21 protein-coding genes are annotated in these 22,952 nt (G+C 57.0%); 16 read left to right on the top strand and 5 right to left on the bottom strand.

The genetic code is table 11. The features are described from left to right. Positions 1 to 19: 19 nt before the first annotated feature. Positions 20 to 565, bottom strand: a complete 546-nt coding sequence (locus tag AO356_RS27315) for a cytochrome b/b6 domain-containing protein (RefSeq protein ID WP_060742457.1) — start codon at positions 563 to 565, stop codon at positions 20 to 22. After that, entirely contained in the window at positions 565 to 831 is a 267-nt protein-coding gene (locus tag AO356_RS27310) for a PepSY domain-containing protein (protein ID WP_060742456.1), read from the bottom strand. Before AO356_RS27310 ends, AO356_RS27315 begins: the two co-directional genes overlap by 1 nt. A 147-nt stretch (positions 832 to 978) precedes the next feature. Here AO356_RS27310 and AO356_RS27305 point away from each other — a divergent pair, with 147 nt between their 5' ends. Beyond that, positions 979 to 1,641, top strand: a complete 663-nt coding sequence (locus AO356_RS27305; protein WP_060742455.1) for a response regulator — start codon at positions 979 to 981, stop codon at positions 1,639 to 1,641. After that, complete coding sequence (locus AO356_RS27300) at positions 1,638 to 3,062, top strand: sensor histidine kinase (RefSeq protein WP_060742454.1); 1,425 nt, start codon at positions 1,638 to 1,640, stop codon at positions 3,060 to 3,062. The genes AO356_RS27305 and AO356_RS27300 overlap by 4 nt, the downstream gene beginning before the upstream one ends. 144 nt (positions 3,063 to 3,206) lie before the next feature. Here AO356_RS27300 and AO356_RS27295 read toward each other — a convergent pair whose 3' ends face one another. The 3 genes from AO356_RS27295 to AO356_RS27285 all read right to left on the bottom strand — a co-directional run bounded on the left by AO356_RS27295 (position 3,207) and on the right by AO356_RS27285 (position 6,705). Beyond that, positions 3,207 to 4,625, bottom strand: coding sequence for a sugar porter family MFS transporter (locus AO356_RS27295; protein ID WP_060742453.1), 1,419 nt, complete (start codon positions 4,623 to 4,625; stop codon positions 3,207 to 3,209). Between the two features lie 95 nt (positions 4,626 to 4,720). Further along, on the bottom strand, positions 4,721 to 5,680 hold the full coding sequence (locus AO356_RS27290; RefSeq protein WP_060742452.1) for a sugar phosphate isomerase/epimerase family protein: 960 nt from the start codon (positions 5,678 to 5,680) through the stop codon (positions 4,721 to 4,723). Beyond that, a complete protein-coding gene (locus tag AO356_RS27285; RefSeq protein WP_060742451.1) occupies positions 5,677 to 6,705 on the bottom strand; it encodes a Gfo/Idh/MocA family protein in 1,029 nt (342 codons plus the stop codon). The genes AO356_RS27290 and AO356_RS27285 overlap by 4 nt, the downstream gene beginning before the upstream one ends. Before the next feature lie 340 nt (positions 6,706 to 7,045). Between AO356_RS27285 and AO356_RS27280 the strand changes: the two genes are divergently transcribed. The 14 genes from AO356_RS27280 to AO356_RS27215 all read left to right on the top strand — a co-directional run bounded on the left by AO356_RS27280 (position 7,046) and on the right by AO356_RS27215 (position 22,945). Beyond that, positions 7,046 to 8,071 (top strand): LacI family DNA-binding transcriptional regulator, encoded by a 1,026-nt coding sequence (locus AO356_RS27280; RefSeq protein ID WP_060742450.1) that lies wholly within the window; start codon positions 7,046 to 7,048, stop codon positions 8,069 to 8,071. A 302-nt stretch (positions 8,072 to 8,373) separates the two neighbouring features. Beyond that, complete coding sequence (locus tag AO356_RS27275; RefSeq protein WP_060742449.1) at positions 8,374 to 10,074, top strand: AMP-binding protein; 1,701 nt, start codon at positions 8,374 to 8,376, stop codon at positions 10,072 to 10,074. Between the two features lie 45 nt (positions 10,075 to 10,119). Then, positions 10,120 to 10,386 carry an acyl carrier protein gene (locus AO356_RS27270; RefSeq protein WP_060742448.1) on the top strand — a complete coding sequence of 89 codons (267 nt, stop codon included), beginning with the start codon at positions 10,120 to 10,122 and terminating at the stop codon, positions 10,384 to 10,386. A gap of 11 nt (positions 10,387 to 10,397) precedes the next feature. Beyond that, a complete protein-coding gene (locus AO356_RS27265; protein ID WP_060742447.1) occupies positions 10,398 to 11,420 on the top strand; it encodes a hypothetical protein in 1,023 nt (340 codons plus the stop codon). Then, positions 11,405 to 12,445 (top strand): fatty acid desaturase family protein, encoded by a 1,041-nt coding sequence (locus AO356_RS27260; RefSeq protein ID WP_092253593.1) that lies wholly within the window; start codon positions 11,405 to 11,407, stop codon positions 12,443 to 12,445. Before AO356_RS27265 ends, AO356_RS27260 begins: the two co-directional genes overlap by 16 nt. Further along, entirely contained in the window at positions 12,442 to 15,057 is a 2,616-nt protein-coding gene (locus tag AO356_RS27255) for an aminotransferase class III-fold pyridoxal phosphate-dependent enzyme (RefSeq protein ID WP_060742445.1), read from the top strand. The genes AO356_RS27260 and AO356_RS27255 overlap by 4 nt, the downstream gene beginning before the upstream one ends. 14 nt (positions 15,058 to 15,071) lie before the next feature. Continuing rightward, positions 15,072 to 15,524: an SRPBCC family protein gene (locus tag AO356_RS27250; RefSeq protein ID WP_060742444.1), complete on the top strand. Its 453-nt coding sequence runs from the start codon at positions 15,072 to 15,074 to the stop codon at positions 15,522 to 15,524. Next, complete coding sequence (locus AO356_RS27245) at positions 15,521 to 16,651, top strand: hypothetical protein (RefSeq protein WP_060742443.1); 1,131 nt, start codon at positions 15,521 to 15,523, stop codon at positions 16,649 to 16,651. Before AO356_RS27250 ends, AO356_RS27245 begins: the two co-directional genes overlap by 4 nt. A gap of 18 nt (positions 16,652 to 16,669) precedes the next feature. Continuing rightward, positions 16,670 to 17,356: an ABC transporter ATP-binding protein gene (locus AO356_RS27240; protein WP_060742442.1), complete on the top strand. Its 687-nt coding sequence runs from the start codon at positions 16,670 to 16,672 to the stop codon at positions 17,354 to 17,356. Beyond that, positions 17,353 to 19,713 (top strand): ABC transporter permease, encoded by a 2,361-nt coding sequence (locus AO356_RS27235; RefSeq protein ID WP_081015435.1) that lies wholly within the window; start codon positions 17,353 to 17,355, stop codon positions 19,711 to 19,713. Before AO356_RS27240 ends, AO356_RS27235 begins: the two co-directional genes overlap by 4 nt. After that, positions 19,710 to 20,489, top strand: a complete 780-nt coding sequence (locus AO356_RS27230) for an outer membrane lipoprotein-sorting protein (protein ID WP_060742440.1) — start codon at positions 19,710 to 19,712, stop codon at positions 20,487 to 20,489. Before AO356_RS27235 ends, AO356_RS27230 begins: the two co-directional genes overlap by 4 nt. 16 nt (positions 20,490 to 20,505) lie before the next feature. Then, complete coding sequence (locus AO356_RS27225) at positions 20,506 to 20,751, top strand: acyl carrier protein (protein ID WP_060742439.1); 246 nt, start codon at positions 20,506 to 20,508, stop codon at positions 20,749 to 20,751. A gap of 8 nt (positions 20,752 to 20,759) precedes the next feature. Further along, positions 20,760 to 21,977: a beta-ketoacyl-[acyl-carrier-protein] synthase family protein gene (locus AO356_RS27220; protein ID WP_081015433.1), complete on the top strand. Its 1,218-nt coding sequence runs from the start codon at positions 20,760 to 20,762 to the stop codon at positions 21,975 to 21,977. Next, positions 21,974 to 22,945: an SDR family NAD(P)-dependent oxidoreductase gene (locus AO356_RS27215; protein ID WP_060742437.1), complete on the top strand. Its 972-nt coding sequence runs from the start codon at positions 21,974 to 21,976 to the stop codon at positions 22,943 to 22,945. The genes AO356_RS27220 and AO356_RS27215 overlap by 4 nt, the downstream gene beginning before the upstream one ends. Positions 22,946 to 22,952: the final 7 nt, after the last annotated feature.

Here is a 22,952-nt window from a genome sequence, read left to right as displayed (position 1 = left end):
AAACCAATTCGGAAAAAGATTACGGTGCACGCTCATCCGGCAGGCGCTTCCTGCGACCGGTGAGCATGGATAACGGCAGGTTGTCCCGCAGCTGGAAACTCTCGAACACCGCTGCCAGCACATGGATGCACACCAGTCCCAGCAACACATTGGCCGCGGTTTCGTGGACTTGCAGGGGCCAATCGGCGCCCCATAAAGCATCGACTTCCTGCATCAGGAAGCCGCTGATACCGAGGGTCAGCAGCGCCGACAGCATCGCCACCATCACCAGGGCGCCGAGCGGCGAGTGACCCAGGCGATGTTGCGGGCGCCCCCTGAGCAGCGAGCGCAGGTGGGCCGCAAGCCGCTTCGGTGTCGGCCAAAAGTCTGACCAGCGCGCACTGCGCGGCCCGACGAACCCCCACACCGCTCGTACCAGCAGCCAGCCCATGGCGTAGTAGCCCAGCCAGACATGCCAGTCGTCGCCCGCTTCATTGAAGAAGTAATTGGCAACAAAGACCCCGGCGATAGACAGGTGAAACAGCCTCACCAGCGGGTCCCAAAGGCGCAGGGATTCGCCTTGCATCAGCCTTTTATCTCAGTCTTCACGGCTTTGCCGGTCACCGGGTCGTGGTAGATCTCGACTTTGCGCTTGTCCTTGTCGAAACCGTAGATCTCATAGCAATTGCCGTCGGTGACCTTGAACTTGCTGATTTGGTAGCCTTCGGCCTTGAGCTTGTCCTGGAAGGCTTTTTCGTCTTGCCATTGCGAGCGTTCGGCGGTGGTGCATTGCGGGCCGGCGACGGCCAGCGGGCTGGCGATAATCAAGGACAACAGGAGAATTTTGCGCATGGAAAAGCTCTCAGCGTTTGTGGGAGCTTGCACAGTGCAAAACCAACCTTAGCGAAACCTTAGTTGGTAACGAGCTGTAACATCTTTGCCGGAATAGCCCCCGATAGAACCCGGCATGATGCCGCCGATTCCTAGAGAGATTTTGCGATGCGCCTACTCCTCGTCGAAGATGATCGTGCCCTCGGCCAGGGGATTCGCGTGGCATTGGGCGCCGAAGGCTACACCCTTGACTGGCTGCAGGATGGCCTTGGCGCATTGCATGCCTTGCGCAGCGAAAGCTTCGACCTGCTGCTGCTCGACCTCGGCCTGCCGCGCCTGGATGGCCTCGATCTGTTGCAGCAATTGCGTGCCGAGCAGCACGACCTGCCAGTGCTTATCCTCACCGCACGCGACGGCACCGCCGAGCGTATCGCCGGATTGGATGCGGGCGCTGACGATTACCTGATCAAACCGTTCGACGTGGAGGAGCTCAAGGCCCGCGTGCGTGCGTTACTGCGCCGCAGCCAGGGGCGCGCACAACCGCTGTTGGAGCATGCTGGCGTCAGCCTTGACCCAGCCACCCAGCAGGTTCGCTATCAGGACGAGGAGATCATCGTCACACTGATGGAATATCAACTGCTGCACCAGTTGATGGTGCGCCCCGGCAAAGTGGTGACACGCGAGCGGCTATCGCGGGCGTTGTACGGCTGGCAGGACCGCGTCGAGAGCAATACCCTCGAAGTGCTGATCCATAACCTGCGCAAAAAAATTTCCACCGAACTGATCCGTACCGTTCGTGGTGTCGGCTACGTACTGGCGCTCAAACCATGATTTCCGTCCGCGCGCGCATCCTCGTCCCGGTGCTGGTGCTGATCCTGCTGGGTGACGCCCTGATCAGTTGGCTGGTCCTGCGCGACAGCCACCACGAAATCGAAGAGGTCTACGACGCGCAACTCGCTCAAAGTGCCCGCCTGCTGCAAGGCGTGCTGCACCAACGCGCCCCCGGCGAGGCCGACTGGGACCGTCTCTACCAAGCCTTCGACCAGGCCATGAGCCGTGTCGGCGCAGACGGCGTAGCCCATCCCTACGAAACCCGCCTGACCTTTCAAGTCTGGCGCACCGACGGCCAACTGCTGGTGCGCTCCGCCGAAGCACCGATCCTCGATGCGCCGCCCGTCACCCTTGGCTCCCACGACCTGGTGGACAACGGCAACGACTGGTGCGCCTTCCTCCTGGCTGACCCGCAACAGGGCCTGTTGATATGGGTGGGCGAGCGCGACGACATTCGCCAGGACCTTATCCAGCGCATCGTTCGCCACACGCTGTGGCCCACACTGATCGGTGTTCCGCTGCTGGCATTATTGATCTGGCTGGTCATCGGCTGGGGCCTCAACCCCCTGCGCGCCATGGCCCGTTTTATCCGCGGGCGTACCACCGATTCTTTGCAGCCGTTACACCTCAAGCCGCTGCCGAGCGACCTGGAACCCATGCAAACCGCGCTCAACCGCCTGTTGGATCAGGTGGATGATCTATTGGAGCGCGAGCGCCGCTTCATCGCCGACGCCGCCCACGAACTGCGTACACCCTTGGCAATCCTGCGCATCCACGCCCAGAACGCGCAAAGCGCCGTCACCGAAGAACAGCGGCGCGAGGCATTGGATTTCCTGGTCAATGGCGTCGACCGCGCCACCCGTATCGGCAGCCAACTGCTCACCATGGCCCGCATCGAACCGCAATTGAACAACCCCATGTATCAACGCGTGCAACTCACCGAGCTGGTCCGCGAAGAACTGGCCGAACTCACGCCACTGGCCATGGAAAAGGGCGTGGAATTGGTGCTGGAGTGTGATGAAGAGTGTTGGGTAGAAACCGAGCCGACAGCGTTAGCCATTGCCATGCAGAATCTGGTGACCAATGCCCTCAACTTTTCTTCCCCAGGCAGCGAGGTGACTGTCGTGGTGCGTAAGGACGAGGCGGGCATGGCCAGCTTGAGGGTGGAGGACGCCGGGCCGGGAATAGCAGAAGGGGAGCTTGGCAGATTGTTCGAGCGATTTTACAGCCGAGGCAATGCCAATGGCGCGGGCTTGGGATTGGCCATCGTACAGATGATTACTCGTAAAATTGGTTGCACCCTGCACATTTACAATCGAACAAGCGGGGGTGTATGTGCAGAACTCGGCCTGAACCAGGCCAGCCGCCCCTATAACGTTCTCGCAAATTCGAATAACGCATCTGTCACCGTGACGACGTAGGTGAACTCCGAACGAAAACCACTTCCCGCTAAAAGCAGCCTGAACTCGGGCACAGCCATCAGCAGAGGAGAGCCGCTTCCCAAAAAACATGGAGCGAAATAGGGAAGCGGTGGAACGGCAGTTAAGGGGAGACTTCATCCTCGCCTAACCATACAACCGCTGTTCAATCTCTTCGAGGGTGCTGCCTCGTGTCTCCGGTACCCATACCGCGACGAAGGTCAGAGATAGAAGTCCTGCTCCCACGAACACAAAGAAGGTTTGGCCGATCCCGATCGTCGCAACCAAAGATGGAAAAAACATGCCGATCATCACGTTGGTCAACCAGAACGCTGCGATCGCCATACCCATGCATCCGCCGCGGATGCGCATTGGGAAGATTTCCGCCAAAAGTACCCAAAAAGCAGGCCCGATCAGCCCTTGCATGGAGGCAAGGAACATCGCCATGGCGCCGAGAATGAGCATGGCGCGGGTAACGGAGGGATCGACAAAAACTGAAACCAGGCCAATCAACAGTAAAGACAATGTGGTACCCGTGAAACCGAGCAGCATCATTGGGCGACGGCCCACGCGGTCCAGCAGCGCAATGCCCACGAACGTTGCGCCAATCGAGATAACGCCATTTACGACATTGGCGATCAGTGCACTACGTTGCTCCAGGCCTGCTTCTGTGAGGATCTGGGTGCCGAAGTACATGATTGAATTGACTCCGGTCAGCTGCGACGTAACAGCGATACCGATGCCAATCAAAAAGATTCGTCGCGCGCCCTTTTGAGACAGATCGCGCCAGCCACCTTTTTTGATGAATCGTTCGTTGCTGATCTGCTGGGTGATGGCCTCCATCTCAGCCTTGGCGTAGTACTCCTCCCGTACCAGTTTCAGTACCTCCAGGCCCTCTCTGAAGCGCCCTTTGGTGGCTAGCCAGCGCGGGCTTTCCGGCATGTAGAGCATTCCCAACCAGAGTGCCACTGCTGGCAGGGTTGCCAAGGCAAGCATCCATCTCCAAACACCGTCGAGATCGCTAAACAAATTGCCCAGTGTGGCGTTGGTGGTGAAGGCCAGGAATTGCCCGGTGACGATCATCAGCTCGTTGCGAGTGATGATGCGACCGCGGATGCTGGATGGGGCCATCTCCGCCAGATACGCCGGCACGACGACCGATGCGCCGCCCACCGCTAACCCCAGCGTGAAGCGGGCCGCCACCATGACGTTGAGGGTGGGCGCCAGCGCACAAGCCAACGCGCCAAGAAAAAACACTACGGCGAGGAAAAGAATGATACGGCGGCGACCCTTGAGGTCCGATAGGCGACCGCTGAACAGCGCCCCCATCATTGCGCCGATCAATAGGGCGCTGGCAACCAAACCTTCCGTGAAGGGTGTCAGGCCCAGGTCATCTTTCATGTAGAGCAAGGCGCCATTGATGACGCCGGTATCGAAGCCGAATAGCAGGCCGCCAAACGTGGCAATCCAAGTGATTTTTTGCAGGTAGCGCTGTGCCTGGTGTTTTTCAGGACTTACAAAAGTGGCTGAAGTGTCTGCCGTATTTCCGTAGGAATTAATTGTCATTGTGATATTCCTGACTGAAACTCATGGGAGTGCTCACTCGCCATCGCAGTGAGCGTTTCAACATGCAATTACATTGGTTTTTCTCGTGGTGCGATTCAGATGGGTTGGGGTTTGAAATCGCTGGTGGCTACTGGCATGACGCTCTGTAGCAGTCTTACGGACTTTTCCAAACCCTCGAGGCTGTTGAGTAAAACGTCCTCATGCTCGATCGATAGCCAGCCATCGTAGCCAGCCATCTTCAAGCGGTAGCAGAACTGCCGCCACCATTGCTCACCGTGGCCGAATCCAAGCGTGATGTAGGACCAGCTTCGGGATGAGATATCCATCAACGAGCCATTTTCCAGGAGTGAATCCACGGCCTGGACTGGCGCGTTAAGCAAAGTATCTTTGGCGTGCACATGGTAAATGGCGTCGCCCAGTGCCTCGGCGGCGACCAGCGGGTCAGCGCCCATCCAGAACAGATGCGAGGGATCAAGGTTGGCGCCAATCACCGGTCCGATTGCGTTGCGTAGCTTCAGCAGCGAGCGGACGTTGTAGACGCACTGGTTACCGTGCAATTCCAAAGCGATGCGTTCCACACCATTTTCCTTGGCCAGATCAGCTATCTCGCTCCAGAAGGGCAGCAGGCGTTCTTCCCATTGATAGCGCAGCATTGCCTGGGTTTCGGGAGGCCATGAGGCAACCACCCAGTTCGGCATCTTGTCGCCGGCCTGACCTTCAGGTAAGCCAGACATGGTGCAGACGGTCTTGACTCCCAACTCACCGGCTACGCGTATCGTGTCCTTGAGACACTGGCCTTGTGCAGGCTGCGTGGGATGCAAAGGGTTGCCGTTGGCGTTCAAGGAAATGATTTCCAGACTGTGTTCCTGGAAGCTGCGTTTGAGGGCCTTGCGGTCATCGGCGCTGGCGAGCATCTGCGCCAAGTCAAAGTGCGGCGCGGTCGACCATCCGCCGGTGTTGATCTCCAGGCCCGACACTCCCAGCCGTTCAGCCTGCTTGAGCATCTCCCGCAGGGGCAGGTTGCCGAGGCTATCGGTGACGAATCCCAGCTTCATGACGTAGCTCCTTCTCGCGATCGGTAGAGGAGCGGTGCTTCCAGCGTTGGCAAAACTACCCGGCGACGCTGATGGAGTGCCTCGATGCCGGCTTGAGCGACAATGGCTGCGCAGTAGCCGTCCCAGGCACTCGCGGCATGGACAGGGAAACTACCTGTGGTGATGAACTCCACGAATGCTTTGTTCTGCAGGCGGTAGGCGTCGGCGAAACGCGGCCGCCAATCGGCAGCGTACCTTTCAAAACCCTGAAGACGGGTGTTGAAACGAGCATGTACAGGTGTGGCCAGTTGCACGGAACCCAACTCGCCCACCAACTCGCCACGGACGTCGTACCCGTAATGGGCGTTGTTGTTGATTTCGATGTTCACCAGATGGCCTTCCCGGGTTTCCAGCACCATGAATACCGGGGCGCCGACGCCGTCCTTAGACGTGTGGGTGGGTTGGAACACCGAAATGGCAACGTATTCAGTATCGAGCACGTGACGTGCCGCATCGAACTCATGCGGCGCGGAGTTACTGATCGCCATTTGCCCGCTGAAGTTGGCGGGGGCTTCTACGTTGCGGTGGAAGTTGTGCATCATCACAGCCCGACCTATCAGGCCGTCGCTCAAGGCACTTTTCATTTCCCTGTACGAAGGGTCAAACCGGCGCATGAAGCCCAGTTGCACGAATTGGCGACCCCGGGAGGCCTCTTTGTCGATGACCGCCAGGCACTGGTCCGGGCTTTGAGACAACGGTTTTTCACACAGTGCGGGCTTCCCTGCATCAATGGCTGCCATGGTCAGGACCGCATGGCTTTCGTCCGGGCTGGCGATGATGATTGCATCGACATCGGACCTTGAAAGCGTGAACAGTGGGTCAGTGGAAACGTCAGCGGCTCCATAACGGTCAGCTATCAGCTTCGCTCGCTCTGGCGACGCATCACACACCACATGCAAAGTGGCTCCCGGAAGGTCCTGGGCAATGATGCGGGCGTGATCCTCCCCCATAATTCCCGCGCCGATAACGGCGATTCGTATGCTCATATTCAACTACCTATCAATGGGCGAAAGTCATCTACGCAACGTCGAACTCGCGAGCACGTTGACTGAGAAGGGAGGTGAAAGGTGGGCCACGAGCGGCTTGGCCGTGGCGGTCGAAACCAACCGATGAGGCGAGTTATTCATGGGGCTATCCTGGCGGTTTGTTGTGTTTGTTATGCCTCGATTATTAGCGCCGAAAAAGCAAGCATCAAGGAGCACCATAGGCGGTTTATGATGTGAAAAACCTCAAATTCAAGAGTGCAGTACCGTTTTTCATTGCTCTTGAAGCCGACCATCGGGAATGTTTATATGGTGTAAATAACATCAAAAGAGGGCGTGCCATATGACCACGCAAACATCAGCGCGCTTATGGAAGGGCCCCACCGTTCAAAAGGTCGCCAAGGTGGCGAGGGTCGGGCCTGCGACCGTCGATCGTGTGCTGAACAACCGTCCCGGCGTTCGGGAAAACACCCGTCTGAAAGTCCTGGCTGCGCTGGATAAGCTAAGGAAAGACTTGGCTGACGGCATGGCAACGTTGCAGATCAAGCTCTTTTGCGATTCGGGCGAAACCTTCAATGCAACGTTGGCCGACGCCGAGGCATTGGTGAACGCTTCGACACCGGGCGTCGTGGTGCATGGCTACTATGAACCGACTAACCAGGTCGATCCCGCCACTTTTGCTGATCAGGTTCAGGCACAGGGCGCCTCGGCGGATGGTGTGATCGTGGTATCGCGCGAGCATCCGGCGATCAATCGAGCGATTCGCAAACTGTGCAGCCTAGGTATACCAGTCGTTTGCCTGACCACCGACCTGCCTAATTCCGGGCGAAGCGCTTATGTAGGCAACGATCAATATGCGGCGGGCAGTGTCGCCGGGTTACTGATAGGCAATGCGTTACCCAAGGAACCGGCAAAAATTCTGTTAGTGACCAGTGTGCCGTTTCGCTGTCAGCAAGAGCGGGAGATGGGGTTTCGCAGGGTGCTCCGTTCCGAGTTTCCGTATCTGAAAATCGACGAACGAGTGATGTCCGACGATCGCCCTCAGACCACGACTGAACAATTGACGCGTTATTTTTCCAAGCACGACTACCCGGCAGCCATCTACAACGTGGCCGGAGCCAATCGGGGCGTTGCTCAAGCGATAGATACCATTGCGGCTGAGGATCGGCCTATTTTCGTCGGCCATGAACTTACCGTTCATACGCGGGCGATGCTTGAGTCCGGCGTCATGGATTATGTTATCTCTCATGATTTCGTTGGCGAGACTGCCGCAGCGGTGCGCTGGATACGAGGAGCGGTTGAGGGAGCAGCGACAACGCCACCTTCCACACAGATCTTGATTCACACTCGATACAACTGTGGCGCGTAAGGCCACGTTGCGTTCTACCCGGCCGTTTCCCTCGGCAAAACCAAGGATGGAGGCCTGTGTCGGAGTCAGTACCGATCGAGAAACGGTGCTCCTTGCCACATTGATGTTCCCGGTTGCGCCACTGATGTCGCGGAAGATTCCGGCAAGTAATTAAAAAATCTATACAAATCAATATGATAATTTTGATTCGCTACAAAATTTACGCTTTCGTCGTTTTATTGGCTGATTAATATCAAAGAGCCATATTGACAGATTGTTGGACAATATTTAGTCTTTGCAAGATGTTTCAAGGACTGAACGCGATGACTAATGGATTAGTTGCACATGCCCGCCTGTGCCTCATAGAAAAATTCCTGTTGTGCCCACCGGACCGTCTCACAACGGTTCTTGATCATGATTCTACCGTTTGCCTGACGCAGTTGGACCTCAAGTCGAAGGTTTATCAGGCGCGTCAGGTACTCCGCCAACGTGCCCTTGAACCGGGGCAGGTCGTAGCGATCTGCATGCCTTCGAGCATGGAGGTGCTGACCGTGGTGCTCGCCGCGTGGGCCGAAAGATTGGCAATCGCGCTTCTGCCGCACGATTTAACTCATACGACAATGCGTGATGGCAGCGGGTTGACCGCAATGCTGGAGTTGATTGAACCTGCGTTGATAATGACCTGCGGGGCGATAGCGACGAAGTTGCCGGGCTCATGGTCAGACGTCGCCCTGACGGATGACGAGTTGCTCAAGCAGATGAGCGCGATAGCCGATTACGTCGATGAGCCAGCCTTGAGCCGCCCTGAAGACTTGGCGATTTTACAGTTCACATCTGGCAGTACCGGAATGCCTAAAGCGGTGTGCATCAGTCAGTCGATGCTCAGTTCCAATTGTCAGGCAATTGCCGAGCGTGTAAACGTCGACACGACCGACCGGATGGTCAGTTGGTTACCGCTTCACCACGACATGGGGCTTTCCGCATTGACGCTGGCCTGGTGGTGTTCTATCGATCTGGTGCTGATGCCGACTCACGAGTTTTCTCGACAGCCCATGGCTTGGCTGCAGGCACTGTCTCGCTTCAAGGGTACCTTGTCACCAGCGCCAACTTCTGCATTTGCCTTGCTCAGCCGCCTCGCCGGACGCGTGCGCGAAGGTGAACTGGACTTGTCCCATTGGCGCTATGCCTGGGTGGGTGCCGAGCCAGTGTTTTATGACCACCTCCGTCAGTTTGAAATTGCCTTCGCAGTTCATGGCCTGCAAGTGGGTGTATTGCAACCGGCGTACGGTATGGCGGAAGCAGTGGTTGCGGTTTCACTCAACGCACCTGGACAAGGTATGCGCGTTCGCTGGTTGGACACTCAGAGCCTGCACAGCTCAATGCTGGTCAAAGAGCAAGCGCCTGGCACTCCCGGCTCTGCACCTTATCTAGGAAATGGCACGGCAGTCGGTGAAACCGAATTTCGAGTCGTAGATGAACACCAGATTTGTTTGACGCAGGGCCAGCTTGGCCGGCTGCAGATCAGGGGCGACAGTATCATTCGCCGTTACTTGAAAATGGATCCAGTGCGACCCCAAGCAAAAGATTGGTATGACACGGGTGATCTGGGCTTTCTGCTGAACGATGAAGTGTTCATTACCGGGCGCAGCAAGGACCTGATTACGCGTGCAGGCGTCAACGTCAATCCGCACATTATTGAATGGGCGCTGGAAAGTGCCTTCAATTTAGCTGCCGGTTCTGTCGCTGCCTTTTCCTGCATCGACATTCAGCGTTCAAAGGAATGCGTTGTAGTGGTCATGGCGAGTAATGCTCTTGGCACTCGGGATCCCGCGGAGTTGCGTCGCGAAGTGGCGCAGATCGTTGTACGCCAAGCCGGCGTCCAAGTGGATGAAGTGCTGCTGATCCGCCGCTCGGAATTCCCTAAAACCACAAGTGGGAAAATCCAGCGTCAGGCATTAAGTCGACTGTATTTGAGTAACCGTTTGAGTTCTGCTGCCGTCAATACTGACCGCGTTTCCGCTTAATCATCTTTTACAACAGCACGGATTGCATACGTGCAAGGAGCACTTGTGTTTGATGTTATTTGCCAGACGATAAAAAGCCTTTCAATACAGGGGATTCTACCGGCTCATTTGAGCGGTTCCGCGATAAAGGCTAACGATACGTTGTTGGATTTGGGCTTGGACTCAATGGGGCAACTAACGCTGCTCTCCGAGTTGAAAGGTCGCTTATCGCTGAGCTTGCCTGCCGACCAAGTTGATGCGGCGACAACGCTTCATGAGTTGGCGATGATACTTGAGCGTGCTAACACACTCGCGTTTTCCGCGGCGGTATAAGGGGGGCGTCAATGTCCACTAATACGTCTGTAAAAATGCCGTGGTTCGTCAGTGCCAAGGTCGACACGCTGGCTATTCTGGTTGGAGGCCCATTGATTTCGGTCGCGCTGTTACTGGCTATTATGCAGGGACCGGCGTTTCTGGTGGGCGCGTTGTTGTTTGCGCTGTTCCTAGATATTCCCCATGTGCTGCATACGCACGTTCGATTGTTCGCTGAGCCGCTGGAGTATCAGCGGCACAAAGTGCAATTCTGGGCGGGATTAGTTGTTATCAGTGTCTTGTGCGTCGCCCTCTACAGCCTGAATGCTCTACCTTGGCTTGTGGCGATCTGGGTTTATTGGCAGCCCTATCATGTGTGTAAACAGCATTTTGGTGTGGCGGCACTTTATGCGAAGAAGGCCGGGTATAAACATTCCACTTTGCCGATTCGCAACATGGTTTTGGCCGGGTTTGCTGCGCCGCTGATTTATCGCATCACTCACGGTGGTTTTCATTTTGGAAACTACGAACTGTTTGAGCAGACGCTGCCGTTTGCGAACATCTCAATTCCAACGCCGGCACTCGCGCCGTTCTGGGCCTGGTTGGCATACGCTGTATTCGCAGGCACGACGCTTCAATTCCTGGTTGCCGAGCGGCGACAGCAGCGTCATCAAGAAGGCTTGCCGCGCTTCGTACTGGTCATGCTGGCGGTTTCGCTGGGGCTGTATAACGCCGCTTACCTGCTGGTGAGCGATCTGTACGCGCTTATTTTGATCGGTACCAGCATCCACGCGCTGCAATACCACTTGGTGTGCACGTCTACCGTAATGGCTGGACTGCGCCGAACTGAAACCCAGCCAGCCGTCACAGGCGCCTTGGGTGTTGCACATGGTTGGGTCAAGCGGATGGGGGCTAAACCGTGGATCTGGTTCAGTACGCTGGGGCTGGCCAGTCTGTTGGTGCTCAGCCTGGAGATGCCTTCCGTAGGGCTGGTACCGCTGATCATCGTTCTGCATCACTTCTACCTGGATGGTGTCATTTGGAAACGTCGGTGAAGCCTGTCGCAAACCTGGACGGGCGTACCTTCGTGGACGAGTTGCGCCCATTGATCGAGGACTTGCGACGCCATCATGCATGGCGCTATCGCTTGGACTTCGGGTTGAGCATCGGATTGTTCTGGGTCGCACTGTCCATGCTGGAAGGCGCCGGTTCTGTGACTTGGCCGTTATGGTATGGCACGGCGGTGTTCACGCTTTACCGGTCGGCCATGTTCATTCATGAGCTGAGCCATATGCCGCGCCGCGCTGTGCCCGGGTTCAACCTGATGTGGAACCTGGCGTGTGGTATCCCACTGCTGTTGCCATCGTTTTTATATTTGAGCCATATCGACCACCATACCCTCGGGCGCTACGGCACTCGCCAGGATCCGGAGTACCTGCCCTTTGAGCAGCAGTTTGGCCGCAGTGTGATCACCTTATTGGTCGGTACGCTTTTTACGCCGCTATTGCTGTTGGTACGTTTTGCAATACTTGGCCCGGCCTCTTGGTGCATTGCGCCGCTGCGTCGGCGGGTCATCGAGCGATACAGTGCGGTCACCTTACATGCCGCCTACCGAAACTCGGCGACGCGTTTTCGCAGCGCGCGCGGCTACAACTACCTGCTGGAGATAGCGACCAGCCTTTATGCGTGGGGGCTGATCGCTGCAGCAGGCTCAGAGATGTTGCCGTGGTCGCGTGTCGGCCTGTTCCTTGCCGTCATTTATGGTGTGTTGTTCATCAACATGTTCCGTACATACCTGGCGCATCGGTATGCCTCCAGCGGTGAACCGGTATCACTTCAATGGCAATTGGCCGATTCGTCGACCCATGATCGCCAGGGAAGTTGGCTGGAACTGCTTGAGCCCCTGAGCCAACGCTATCACGCCATGCATCATCTTTTTCCGGCATTGCCCTATCACTCTTTGAGACCAGCCCATGAACGAATCATGGTGGCCGAGGGTGTGGCGGCGGATCTTTATCGACAGACAGCGGGTCGGCTATCGCCCGTTTCGTCACCCTACAGCACAGAGAATCTTTCATGAGCCGTTGGCAGCAAATCAGTCCATTTGAGCAGCATGTGAATCCTGCGGTCGGCGAATTGATTCGTCGGGTAGGGCTCGACAAAACGTTTGTACGCGGCGAGGGCTGCTACCTCTATGACGCACAAGGACGGGCTTACCTGGATTTTCTCGGTGCGTACGGTGCGCTGCCATTCGGCCATAGTCCGGACGCGTTGCTGGCCGAACTGGCCAGCTTTCAACTGAGTCGGGAACCGATCTTTGTGCAGCCATCCTCCCTGGCGGCAAGTGGGTTGCTGGCACAACGTCTATTAGCAATCGCGCCAGGCGATTACCGAAGCGTGACCTTTCAAAACAGTGGCGCTGAAACGGTAGAGGCGGCACTTAAAGCCTGCCTTATCAAGACAGGCCGCAAGCGCATTTTGTCGACCCACCAGAGCTTCCATGGCAAGACGCTCGGAGCGCTCTCAGCGACAGGCTCGGATAAATATCAGGAAGGTTTCCAAGCGCCGTTGCCTGGTTTTGATTTTGTTGACTATGGCGACATTCAGGCCCTTGAAGACCAATTACAGCGCCACCCTGACGCCTACGCTGCAGTAATCATTGAACCGGTACAGGGCGAGGGTGGAATCAATCTGCCGCCGCCCGAGTACCTGCAGCAAATCAGGGCCGCCTGTGATCGCAGCGGCACCCTGTTGATTATCGATGAGGTTCAAACCGGACTGGGACGCACCGGGCAGATGTTCGCCAGTGCGGGGGTGCAAGCGGACTGCCTGCTGCTGGCGAAAGCCCTGGGCGGCGGGGTCATGCCGATCGGTGCCTGCCTGATCAGCAAGAACGCGTACAGCGAAGACTTCCAGAACAAGCACTCATCTACTTTCGGCGGGAACACACTGGCCTGCCGCATCGGGCTGAAAGTGCTGGATCTACTGGACGAACGTCAAGACCTGCTGGACAGCGTGCGAGATAACGGACGCTACCTGCTGGAACAGCTCAACGAGCTGGCGGCAAGACACGCCTCGTTCATCAAGGAAGTACGCGGTGCGGGCTACCTGATCGGCATCGAGTTTGATCTTGATCGCAGTCACTATCCGCAATTCTACGGCGGCTTCACCGGCATCATGGGGGAGCAGGAAAGCCTTGTTCCCATTCTCGCAAGCTACCTGCTCAATGTTGAAGGTGTACGCGTTGCACCGACCCTCAACGGCGCGAACGTGATGCGTGTCGAGCCTCCCCTCATTGCCGGGCGAGCCGAGTGTGAAGTGTTTATCCAGGCGTTGGCTCGCACGCTGCAATGGGTGGAGGAGGGGCGTACGGGCACATTACTTGCGCATCTGCTTGATGCTCAGCCCTGCTCGTCGGGACCACCGCCAGCGCCGCTGCATCAGATCAGCTTTACCGAGGCAGTGCCTGATAACCATTTTGCATTTGTTCTGCATCCCCTGGAGCTCTCGAACTATGCCGAATTCGATGAAAGCCTGAGTCATTATTCTCAACAGTCGTTGCGCATGCTTGAAGAGCGCTTGAATCCGTTGATGGACCCATTTTTCGTCTCTACGGTCGAGCTTACATCGCCTGCCACCGGTCGCAGAGTGACCGGTGATCTGATCATGGTGCCACGCTCCGCGGCGCAGTTTGCGGCGATGCCCATTGAGGAATCCTGTGAACTGATCGGCCAGGCCATCGACATGGCCAAGCAACGCGGTGCAACGTTGGTCGGGCTAGGAGGGCATACCTCAATCGTGACCGGTGGTGGCTTGCGTTTGTTGGATAAAGGCGTGGCCCTGACGACGGGTAACAGTTACACGCTGCTTACAGCGGTCGAGGCATCGTGCCGCGCAGTTGAAATGACAGGGCGCCGTATGCAGGACATGCGCGTTGCGGTTATTGGTGCCACCGGAAGCATAGGCTCGGCCATCGCGCGGTTGATTGCGATGCAGGCCGGACAGGTCACCCTGGTGGGTAACCCGATGAGTGCACGGTTCAACACGCCGCGCTTTGCCTCTGTCATTACTCAGTTGGTGAGCTTCTGCACCCAGGGCGTGCCGGCGCCCGGCAGCGTACTTGCCGGAATCGCTGAGCGTTTGAACGAACACGATAGCGCGGATCTCGCAGCCTTGTTGTTGACTGAAAACGGTGAGCGTACCGCGCTGCGCTGGAGTAACGACATCAACCTTTCGTTGGCCGACGCTGACTTGGTACTGATTGCGACTAACAGCGCCGAGCGTTTTATCAGCGCCGATGACATCGCCGAAGGTGCCATCCTGTGTGACATCTCCCGACCTGCCAATGTCAGCCAGGATATCTCAAGTCGCCGGCCGGACGTGCTGGTGCTTGACGGTGGCATTGTCGAAATGCCCGGAGAAGCACGCTTGGGGTCACGTTACGGTATCCCGCAAGACCTCGCATACGCCTGCATGGCCGAAACCATGATGCTCGCCCTCGAAGGTATCTCCTGCCACACGAGCCTTGGTCTGGACCTCAGCAATGATGACCTTGAATTGGTTCAATCGTTGTCCGTGCGCCACGGTTTCATGCTGGCTGGATTTCGCAGTTTTGATAAAGCCCTCGATCCCGATCAGTGGCGCAGATACGCCGAACGATTCAGCACCGCTACCGCTGTCGAAACCATCTAAGAGAGGATCCGAGTATGCCCGTATTGGAAAAAACCACCCTCATCAAGGGGCGTAGCTGTGCCGAGGTATTCGACTTCTGCATGGAAGGTGTGAACTTCCCGAAGATCTTCCCGGAGCGCGTCACCCCACTTGGAAACATAGATATTGCTGACCTGCGGATCGAGCAAGGGCGTCAATTCCGTTTCCGGCATTGGATGTTCGGGTTTATCCCTGCCAATTGGACCGTTGGCATCCGCGAAGTCAAAGACAACGAGTATTTCATTGATGAAATGATCAAGGGGCCCCTGAGTGCGTTCCGGCATGAGCATCGCGTTGAATCCGCTGCCGGGGGGACGCTGTATACGGATCGAGTGACTTATCACGCAATAGGCGGTGCGCTGTTTGAGTGGTTATTTGTCGACGCCTATATGGACCGGATATTTGAAGCACGTCACCGCAACATGCAACAGCTTTTGGACCTCTCATGATTACTGTCGAAGCAGTGGATACGGCAAAGCGGTTAAGGCAGTTTATCGACCTGCCTTTTCGTCTGTACGCCGACGACCAGCACTGGGTTGCGCCCTTACGCAGCGACATGAAACGGATATTGTCACCACGACATAACCCCTTCTTTCGCGAAGCGCAGATTGAGCATTTTCTGGCGCTGGATGATCAAGGTCAGGCCCAGGGTCGAGTCAGCGTATGTATTCACGCGGCATACAACCTGCGCTTTGGTCATGAGCACGTTTTTTTCGGTTTTTTTGAAGTCGCGCCAGACCCCGCCGTCACGCGGGCATTATTCGATGCGGTCGGTAAATGGGCGAGAGCGCGTGGCAAATCGAGGTTACTGGGGCCTTACAGTTATACCTCGACACAGGATGCTGCGTTGTTACTCGAGAACATCGACGGCCGGCCTCCCACGTTGCTGCAAACCTATAACCCGCTTTGGTACGCCGACGCTCTCAAGCAGGCGGGTTTCGATCTGGCTTTCACCTTCAGCACGTATGGGGTTGACGTGGAGCAGTACCGTGCGCGACGCAAGGCCAGCCGCAGTGAAAAAGTATTGCCAGGTAGCCAGTTCAGTGTGCGCAGTGCTACGCGGGCTGACTTGCGTTCGAATCTGGAGGAGATCCGCTGTTTGTTCAACAGTGCATTTGCCGAGAACTATGAGGTCGCGCCGATCTCCAAGGCCAGTTTCAAATTCCAGATCGATAGTGTGAAGACGTTTATCGATCTGGAAGGCATCAAGCTTATTGAGTTGGACGGCCGGGCCGTAGCATTTTTCCTGGTTTTGCCGGACCTCAACCAGATCTTGAGTCGGCTCAAGGGGCATTTCGGTCTGTTCGACCTGTTCAAGCTAAATCGTTACAAGCGCGGCGTCACCGGTGGTGTCATCGCACTTATCGGTGCCGACCCATCCGTCCAGGGAAGTGGTCTAGGCCGGTTGATCGGCGATGAGATCGTGCGTTACGCCGAACCGCGCTTTCAACGTGTTGACACCATGTGGATCGACGACCGCAATCCTTCCAGCTACGTACTTGCACGTAATGTCGGAATGCGTCGGACCAAGCGCTACGGTGTTTTCGGACTCAATCTAGACCAAACCCCGGGTTGAACTGGAGCTGTAATCGAAATGGATAATCCCTTGATTTCTCTTGTGGGGCTGAAAAAATTCTACCCAAGCGGCGACGGGCGCAGTTTAGTGCTCAATGACATCAACCTGACGATACCTCGCGCCAGCATGACGGTGATCAGAGGTGTATCAGGCTCGGGCAAAACCACGCTGCTCAACGTGCTGGGCGGTTTGGATCGTGTGGATGAGGGGCTGGTCCAGGTCGCAGACGCACGCCTGAACGCCATGGACTTCAAGGCATTGACGCGTTTCAGGGCAGAGCGGGTAGGGTTCATCTTCCAGTTTCACAACTTGATCCCGACGTTGACGGTGAAGGAAAACGTGCTGACTGGGCTTGAACCGATCCGCTCAGTCACTTTGCAGGATCATGCGCGCGCGCAGGAATATTTGCGCAAAGTTGGTCTGCACGAACACGCCGAAAAATTCCCTTCAAAACTCTCCGGCGGCCAGCAACAGCGGGTCGCTATTGCGCGAGCGCTTATCAAGGAGCCTCAGTTGATTCTCGCGGACGAGCCCACCGGCAGTCTTGACGAAGAGACAGGCATGCGTGTTTTCGAACTGCTGCGTCAGATGCAGGAAGAGAAGCAGGTCACGGTGGTCATCGTCACGCACAACCCCGCACTTGGGCAGCACGCCGATGACGTCTACGAGATGCGCTCCGGCAACCTGCACAGGGCCGAACCATGAACATGCTGATGCGGCATGTGCTTCGCTCGGTTCTGGTCATTCGCTATCGCTTGCTGACCATCGCACTGATCTGTGCCTCGACCTTTGGTGTGCTGGTGGGTGCCTATTCGGCGATCGACAGTCTGTTCGATACGGTGGAGGACATTCAGTCCCACGCATCGATGGCCGATCTGGAAGTCATCTTTGCGCCGGACGATCTGATCAACCTCCCGGCATTTGATGACATTGCCGGCGTAACCGCGACCCATCACCGCTTACTGATGCCAGGGTTGGCGCCTTTGGGCGGTAATCAGCCGGTCGCAGGATTGATGGTGAGTGCCGACGCAGCGGATTTCTCGGCGGTCAATCGACTGAAGGTCTTGCAAGGTCGCCTGCCGAATGCAGCGGACGTTGCAGGGATTGCCCTTGAGCGTAACTGTGCGAAATTCCATGGGAAGGGCGTGGGTGACCGTTTTGATTTTATTGCCGGCGCTGCCAGGTATCCGGTGGAGGTTATCGGCATCGTTGAAAGCCCGGAGTATCTGGTCGCGCCGCTGAACCCCAGTGTGTACGTGCCCAGCAACGGTTCCCTGTGTGTGTTGTTTGCTGACCAGGGGCTCATGCGCCAGCAGTTGGGTTTTTCAGCCAGCAACAGCTTATTGTTCAGCGTGTCGCCGCATGCGTCGATGAATGAGGTCAAGCAGCGCATTACCGCGCGAGCGCAGTCGCGTCTGGCCGTCGATTACGTGCTGCCGCGCCAGGAGCAGTTCAGCCAAAAGTTCCTCGAGTTGGACCTCAATACCTTCAAGGTTTTCCTGCCGACGGTTGTGCTGATTTTTGCGCTGTCATCGACCCTGGTGGTGTTTTTCCTCATGTTCCAATGGGCCAAGGAAGAACGCCCATTGATCGCGATGTTTCTCACGCTGGGCTATACGCGTCGACAGGTCGTTTGCGCTTACAGCCTGCCTGCGCTGATGCTGATTGTGCTCGCTTTGGTGCTGGGTTGCGGCCTGGCGCTGTTTGATATGTATGCATTCGGCTGGAACTATGCACGCGCCATCGGCATGCCCGAGCCACAGTTGATGTTCAAGCCAGCTTATCTATGGCGAGCCGGATTATTGCTGTGCTGCACCGTCGCCCTGGGCATGTACTTGCCGATGCGCTCGATCATTCGCATCACGCCGATGGACGCCCTGCGTGACGTTGGCGCAGGTCAGGAGCAAGCGTTTGCGCTGCGCATGGTCGCCTGCCTGCGTCATATCGGAGGACCGTTCTGGTTTCGTTATTCGTTGCGCAACTTGCTGCGCAGCTGGCGCATCAGCCTGGTCACGGTGCTGGCAATGTCGGCGAGTATCGCAATCACCATTGCCTTCTATATTTCCCTGACGTCCATGGAGCGAACCGCGATCAGCAACGTGGAGCGCGACAACTGGAGTCGCGTGGTCGATCTGGATGTGCCCTGGTGGGATGAAGATATCGGCCGTCTCGAAGGCCTGGCGTCAGGCAGTCGCTGGTCGACGTTCGTCAAGGGCGGGGCGCAGGTTCTGGGCGAAGGGCAGCTGGATAACGCCAGTCTCCTGGGTATCGAGCCGGCAGACAGCGTGCGTCACGTAAACCTGATGGAAGGCCGGATGTTGTTGGACGGCGATCTTGACGCGCTGGTTATTGAGCGCCGCATCGCCATCGCCCATGACGTCCACCCAGGTGACCGTTTGAATCTAAAAGTGCGAGGAAACGTCTATCCAGCCAAGGTCGTCGGGGTGTTTTCCGGGGCGCTGCCGGGTGAAGTGATTACGACGCGCCGCTTCGCTCAGCAAATGCTGTCACTGGATGAGCAGTTTACCGGCGCGTACCTGGTGGATGCGGGGAGCAGTGGCCTGGACGATGCGAGAATCTATGAGTTGGCAGGCGTGGTACGGGTTACGTCCAAGCAGAACATAGTCGCCTCCATCCTGGAGATCAGTTCGCATATCTGGGTGATCATTCACATCTCGGCGTTGATGAGTATTGCGATTGCACTGCTGTTTGCGGTGACCAGCATGAACTTCAGCATCGTGGGGCGTCGCGGCGAATATGGCGTGTTGAGAATTCTCGGTTTCAGCGACCGAAGTGTGTCGCTCATCATGCTTTGCGAAACCTTCAGCGTTGCGCTGCTTGCTGGCGTGGTGTCCATCCCGCTGGGCTATGGTCTCGGAGGCGTCCTCAATCATCGCCTGACGGACGTCTGGTTCAAGATCAATACCGACCCCGCCTCCAGTGATTTCTGGAGAGTCATCCTGCCCGCCTTGGTGATTATTCCATTCGCAGCAATGCCTGCCATTCGTCATGTATTGCGTATTCCCGCGGTAGACACGCTCAAACTCAGGAATTTTGGATGAACAGCAAACTGCTAACAGCCTTGCCTCTTTTAATGCTTTGCACATGGCCAGCCTTCGCCGACGATGCGCTGGCGGTCATGCAGGATTCTGATCGCCGCATGAAGGCACAGGACGAAAAAGTCGACTATCGCATGGAGCTGTTTGAGGGCGAGCGGCTGACCTTTACACGCCAACTGAGTCGCTTGGACAAGCGTATGAGCGACCGTATGGGCACCCTGGTACGGTTCACCGCGCCCGCGGCCGTCAAGAATGTTGCGCTGTTAATCGAGGACAGTGGAAAAGCCGCGAACGACATCTGGTCTTATACCCCTTCGACCAAAAGCTTGAGACGACTGGCCGGTTCTCAAAAGCAGAACTGGTTCATGGGTACAGACTTCACCTATGAAGACTTTGAGGACTACAAGCTGCTGAACTACACGTTCACTAGCCTCGCGACCTCCCAGCCCTGCCTCAGTTGGCCGGCATGCCGGCAGATTGAAGCGAAGGCGCGTAGCGAAGAGGCAGATATTTCCGGCTATTCACGCAAGGTCTATTACCTGGAAGAGAAGAGCCGCTACCCGGTGCAGGTGGATTACTTTGACCGCCAGGGGGTGCTGGTCAAACAGCTTAAAAGCGACGGCTTGCAAGTTGTTGACGGATTCAGCAGGCCTACGGCCCAGACCATGCACAATCTGGCAGCCAATAAGAGCACGCGGATGATTGTCGAGAAAGTGAGCATCAACCCTGGCATCTCGGATGCTGAATTCACTCAACGTGCCTTGCGCACTGAACACTGATCCCGAGAGTCCCCGTATGTCGACTGAATCGCTGCAAACCCTGGTGCTGGAGTTGCTCGCCAGCACGCTGGAACTGGATATCACTGAGCTGGATACGCAACTGAGCATCGAAGAGCTGGGGCTCGACTCGCTGGACGTACTGAAGCTCACCTACGCAATTGAAAAGCGATTCGCTGTCAATTTATCAGCGTACAGCCATACCGATATCAGCTCCGTGTCTCGCCTGGTGGAAATACTTGCTGAACGGCTGGCCTCCAAGTGAGCGGTTTCATGAACACAGTTGTCATCACCGGAGCGGGGTGTGTGTCACCGTTTGGTGTGGGTCGAGCGCGTCTTTGGGAGGGGTTGGCCACAGGACAATGTGCAATCGCACCAGTGCCTCGTTTGATCGACGTTGTCGGCGGCACATGTAACGCGGGGGCGTTGCCGGGGGATGCACTTGATGGCCTGTTCACGGCCAATGAGTTGTTACTGTTAGACCGCGCGAGTCAGTTTGCACTGCTGTCAGCGGCAGAGGCGCTGGCCATGGCCGGTCTGAACCCGGCAACGGTTGACCCCTACAGGTGCGCGGTCTACATGGGCACCGCCGTGGGTGGCAGCGAGTCGTTGCACAGCGCCTATCTGGATCTCTATCAGGCCGGCAGCGCTACACTCGCGCCGTGGACGGTGCCCCGGGTCATGGCGAATGCCGCAGCCAGTCACATAAGCCTAAAATACGGTTTCAAGGGCCCGGCGCTCACCGTCAGTACCGCGTGTGCCTCTTCCACACAGGCGATTGGCGAGGCTTATCGGTTGTTGCGATGCGGTGATGCAGACCTGGTGATGGCAGGTGGTACTGACGCATGTCTTAACGCACTGGTCTGGAAAGCGTGGGAGGCGTTGCGAGCCATGGCCCCCGATACCTGCCGGCCATTTTCCGTTGGCCGGCGTGGCATGGTGCTGGGCGAGGGGGGCGGTGTATTGGTTCTGGAGACCCTGGCGCATGCCCGAGCGCGCGGCGCACCGATACTGGCTCACGTATTGGGGTATGGGGTCAACAGTGACGCTGGCGACCTACTCAAGCCATCCGTGGAAGGCCCTGCTCAGGCCATGCGCCAGGCCATTGCCGACAGCTGCTTGCCCGTCGAGGCATTCAGTTACATCAACGCCCATGGCACCGGCACTTTACTCAATGACCGGTGCGAAACGGCGGCGATCAAACAAGTATTCGGCGCTCATGCGCCTTCGCTGGGCGTGTCATCCGTCAAGTCCTCGATAGGTCATCTGATGGGCGCTGCGGGCGTGGTCGAGTTGATTGGGGGGCTTATGAGCTCGATACACAATCAGATTCCCGGAACCCTCAATTACCTGGGGCAGGATGCCGAGTGCGACTTGGACTATGTGATCGGGGGCGCGCGCGAGGCCAATGTGAAAGCGTGGCTGAAAAACTCCTTCGCGTTTGGTGGCCTTAATGTTTCCTTGGCTCTGGCTGCGCAGGGCGCTCAATGATTCTGGTCACCGGCGCCAGTGGATGCCTGGGCAGTCATATCGTGCGGGAGCTGCTGGAACAGGGTGAGAACGTGGCAGTGCTGGTCTTGCCGAACGATCCAGCCGCAGCGTTGCAGAGCCTGCGCGAAGGTTTGGTCTGGCGCGAAGGCGATCTTCTGGATCCCGTCAGCCTCGGGTCCGCGCTTGAAGGCGTCACACAGATCTACCATGCCGCCGGTTTGGCGCTGCCTTACGAGTGCGAGCGCAAGCGTATGTTTGCGGTCAACGTGCAGGGAACGGTGAATTTGCTGCGGGCCGCTCGCGACGCGGGGGTCGAGCGCATCTTGCACGTATCGTCCATTGCTGCCGTTGGCTATCCGGCCGAGGAAGCGGACGAGTCAATGATCTATAACGGCGATGCATTTCGGCTGGCCTATATGCACAGCAAGCGTGATGCAGAAGATCAGGTCCGTAGTTTCTGTGCGTCGGGCATGGATATTGTCATTGCGTGTCCCTCTGCGGTCATCGCCTCCAACTGCGATGTGCTGCATGGATGGGGCAAGGTCATGCTTGATCTGCAGCTTCGACGCCTGCCGTTTATCCCACCCGGCGGCATTGCGGTCATCGGCGCGCAAGATCTGGTGAGGGGGCTGCTGGCCGTCATGGCCAAAGGCAAGAGCGGGGAGCGATATATCCTGAATGCTCATAACGTCAGCTATCTCGAATTATTCACCTGCATGGCCGCTGCGATGGCCGTCGAAGCACCGCGTTGGCAGCCTCGCACATTGGGATGGATCGTCGCCCTTTTGCGGCCGTTGGACGTATTGCTCACGAGAATACCCCTTAGGCTCTCGGCCGATGTCGTTGCGTTGCTGGGCAGGCAGGTTCATTACAGAAGTGACAAGGCTCGTCGGCAATTAGGCTTCGCGCCGACACAATCACTGGAGCATATGGTCCATGAGGCTGCAAGCTGGTTGACGAGTCGATAGGAGATTA

It is taken from the genome of Pseudomonas fluorescens (assembly GCF_001307275.1).
GTDB lineage: Bacteria > Pseudomonadota > Gammaproteobacteria > Pseudomonadales > Pseudomonadaceae > Aquipseudomonas > Aquipseudomonas fluorescens_AA.
Note: the sequence above shows the minus strand (reverse complement) of the source record. Positions and strands in the feature narration are given on the sequence as shown.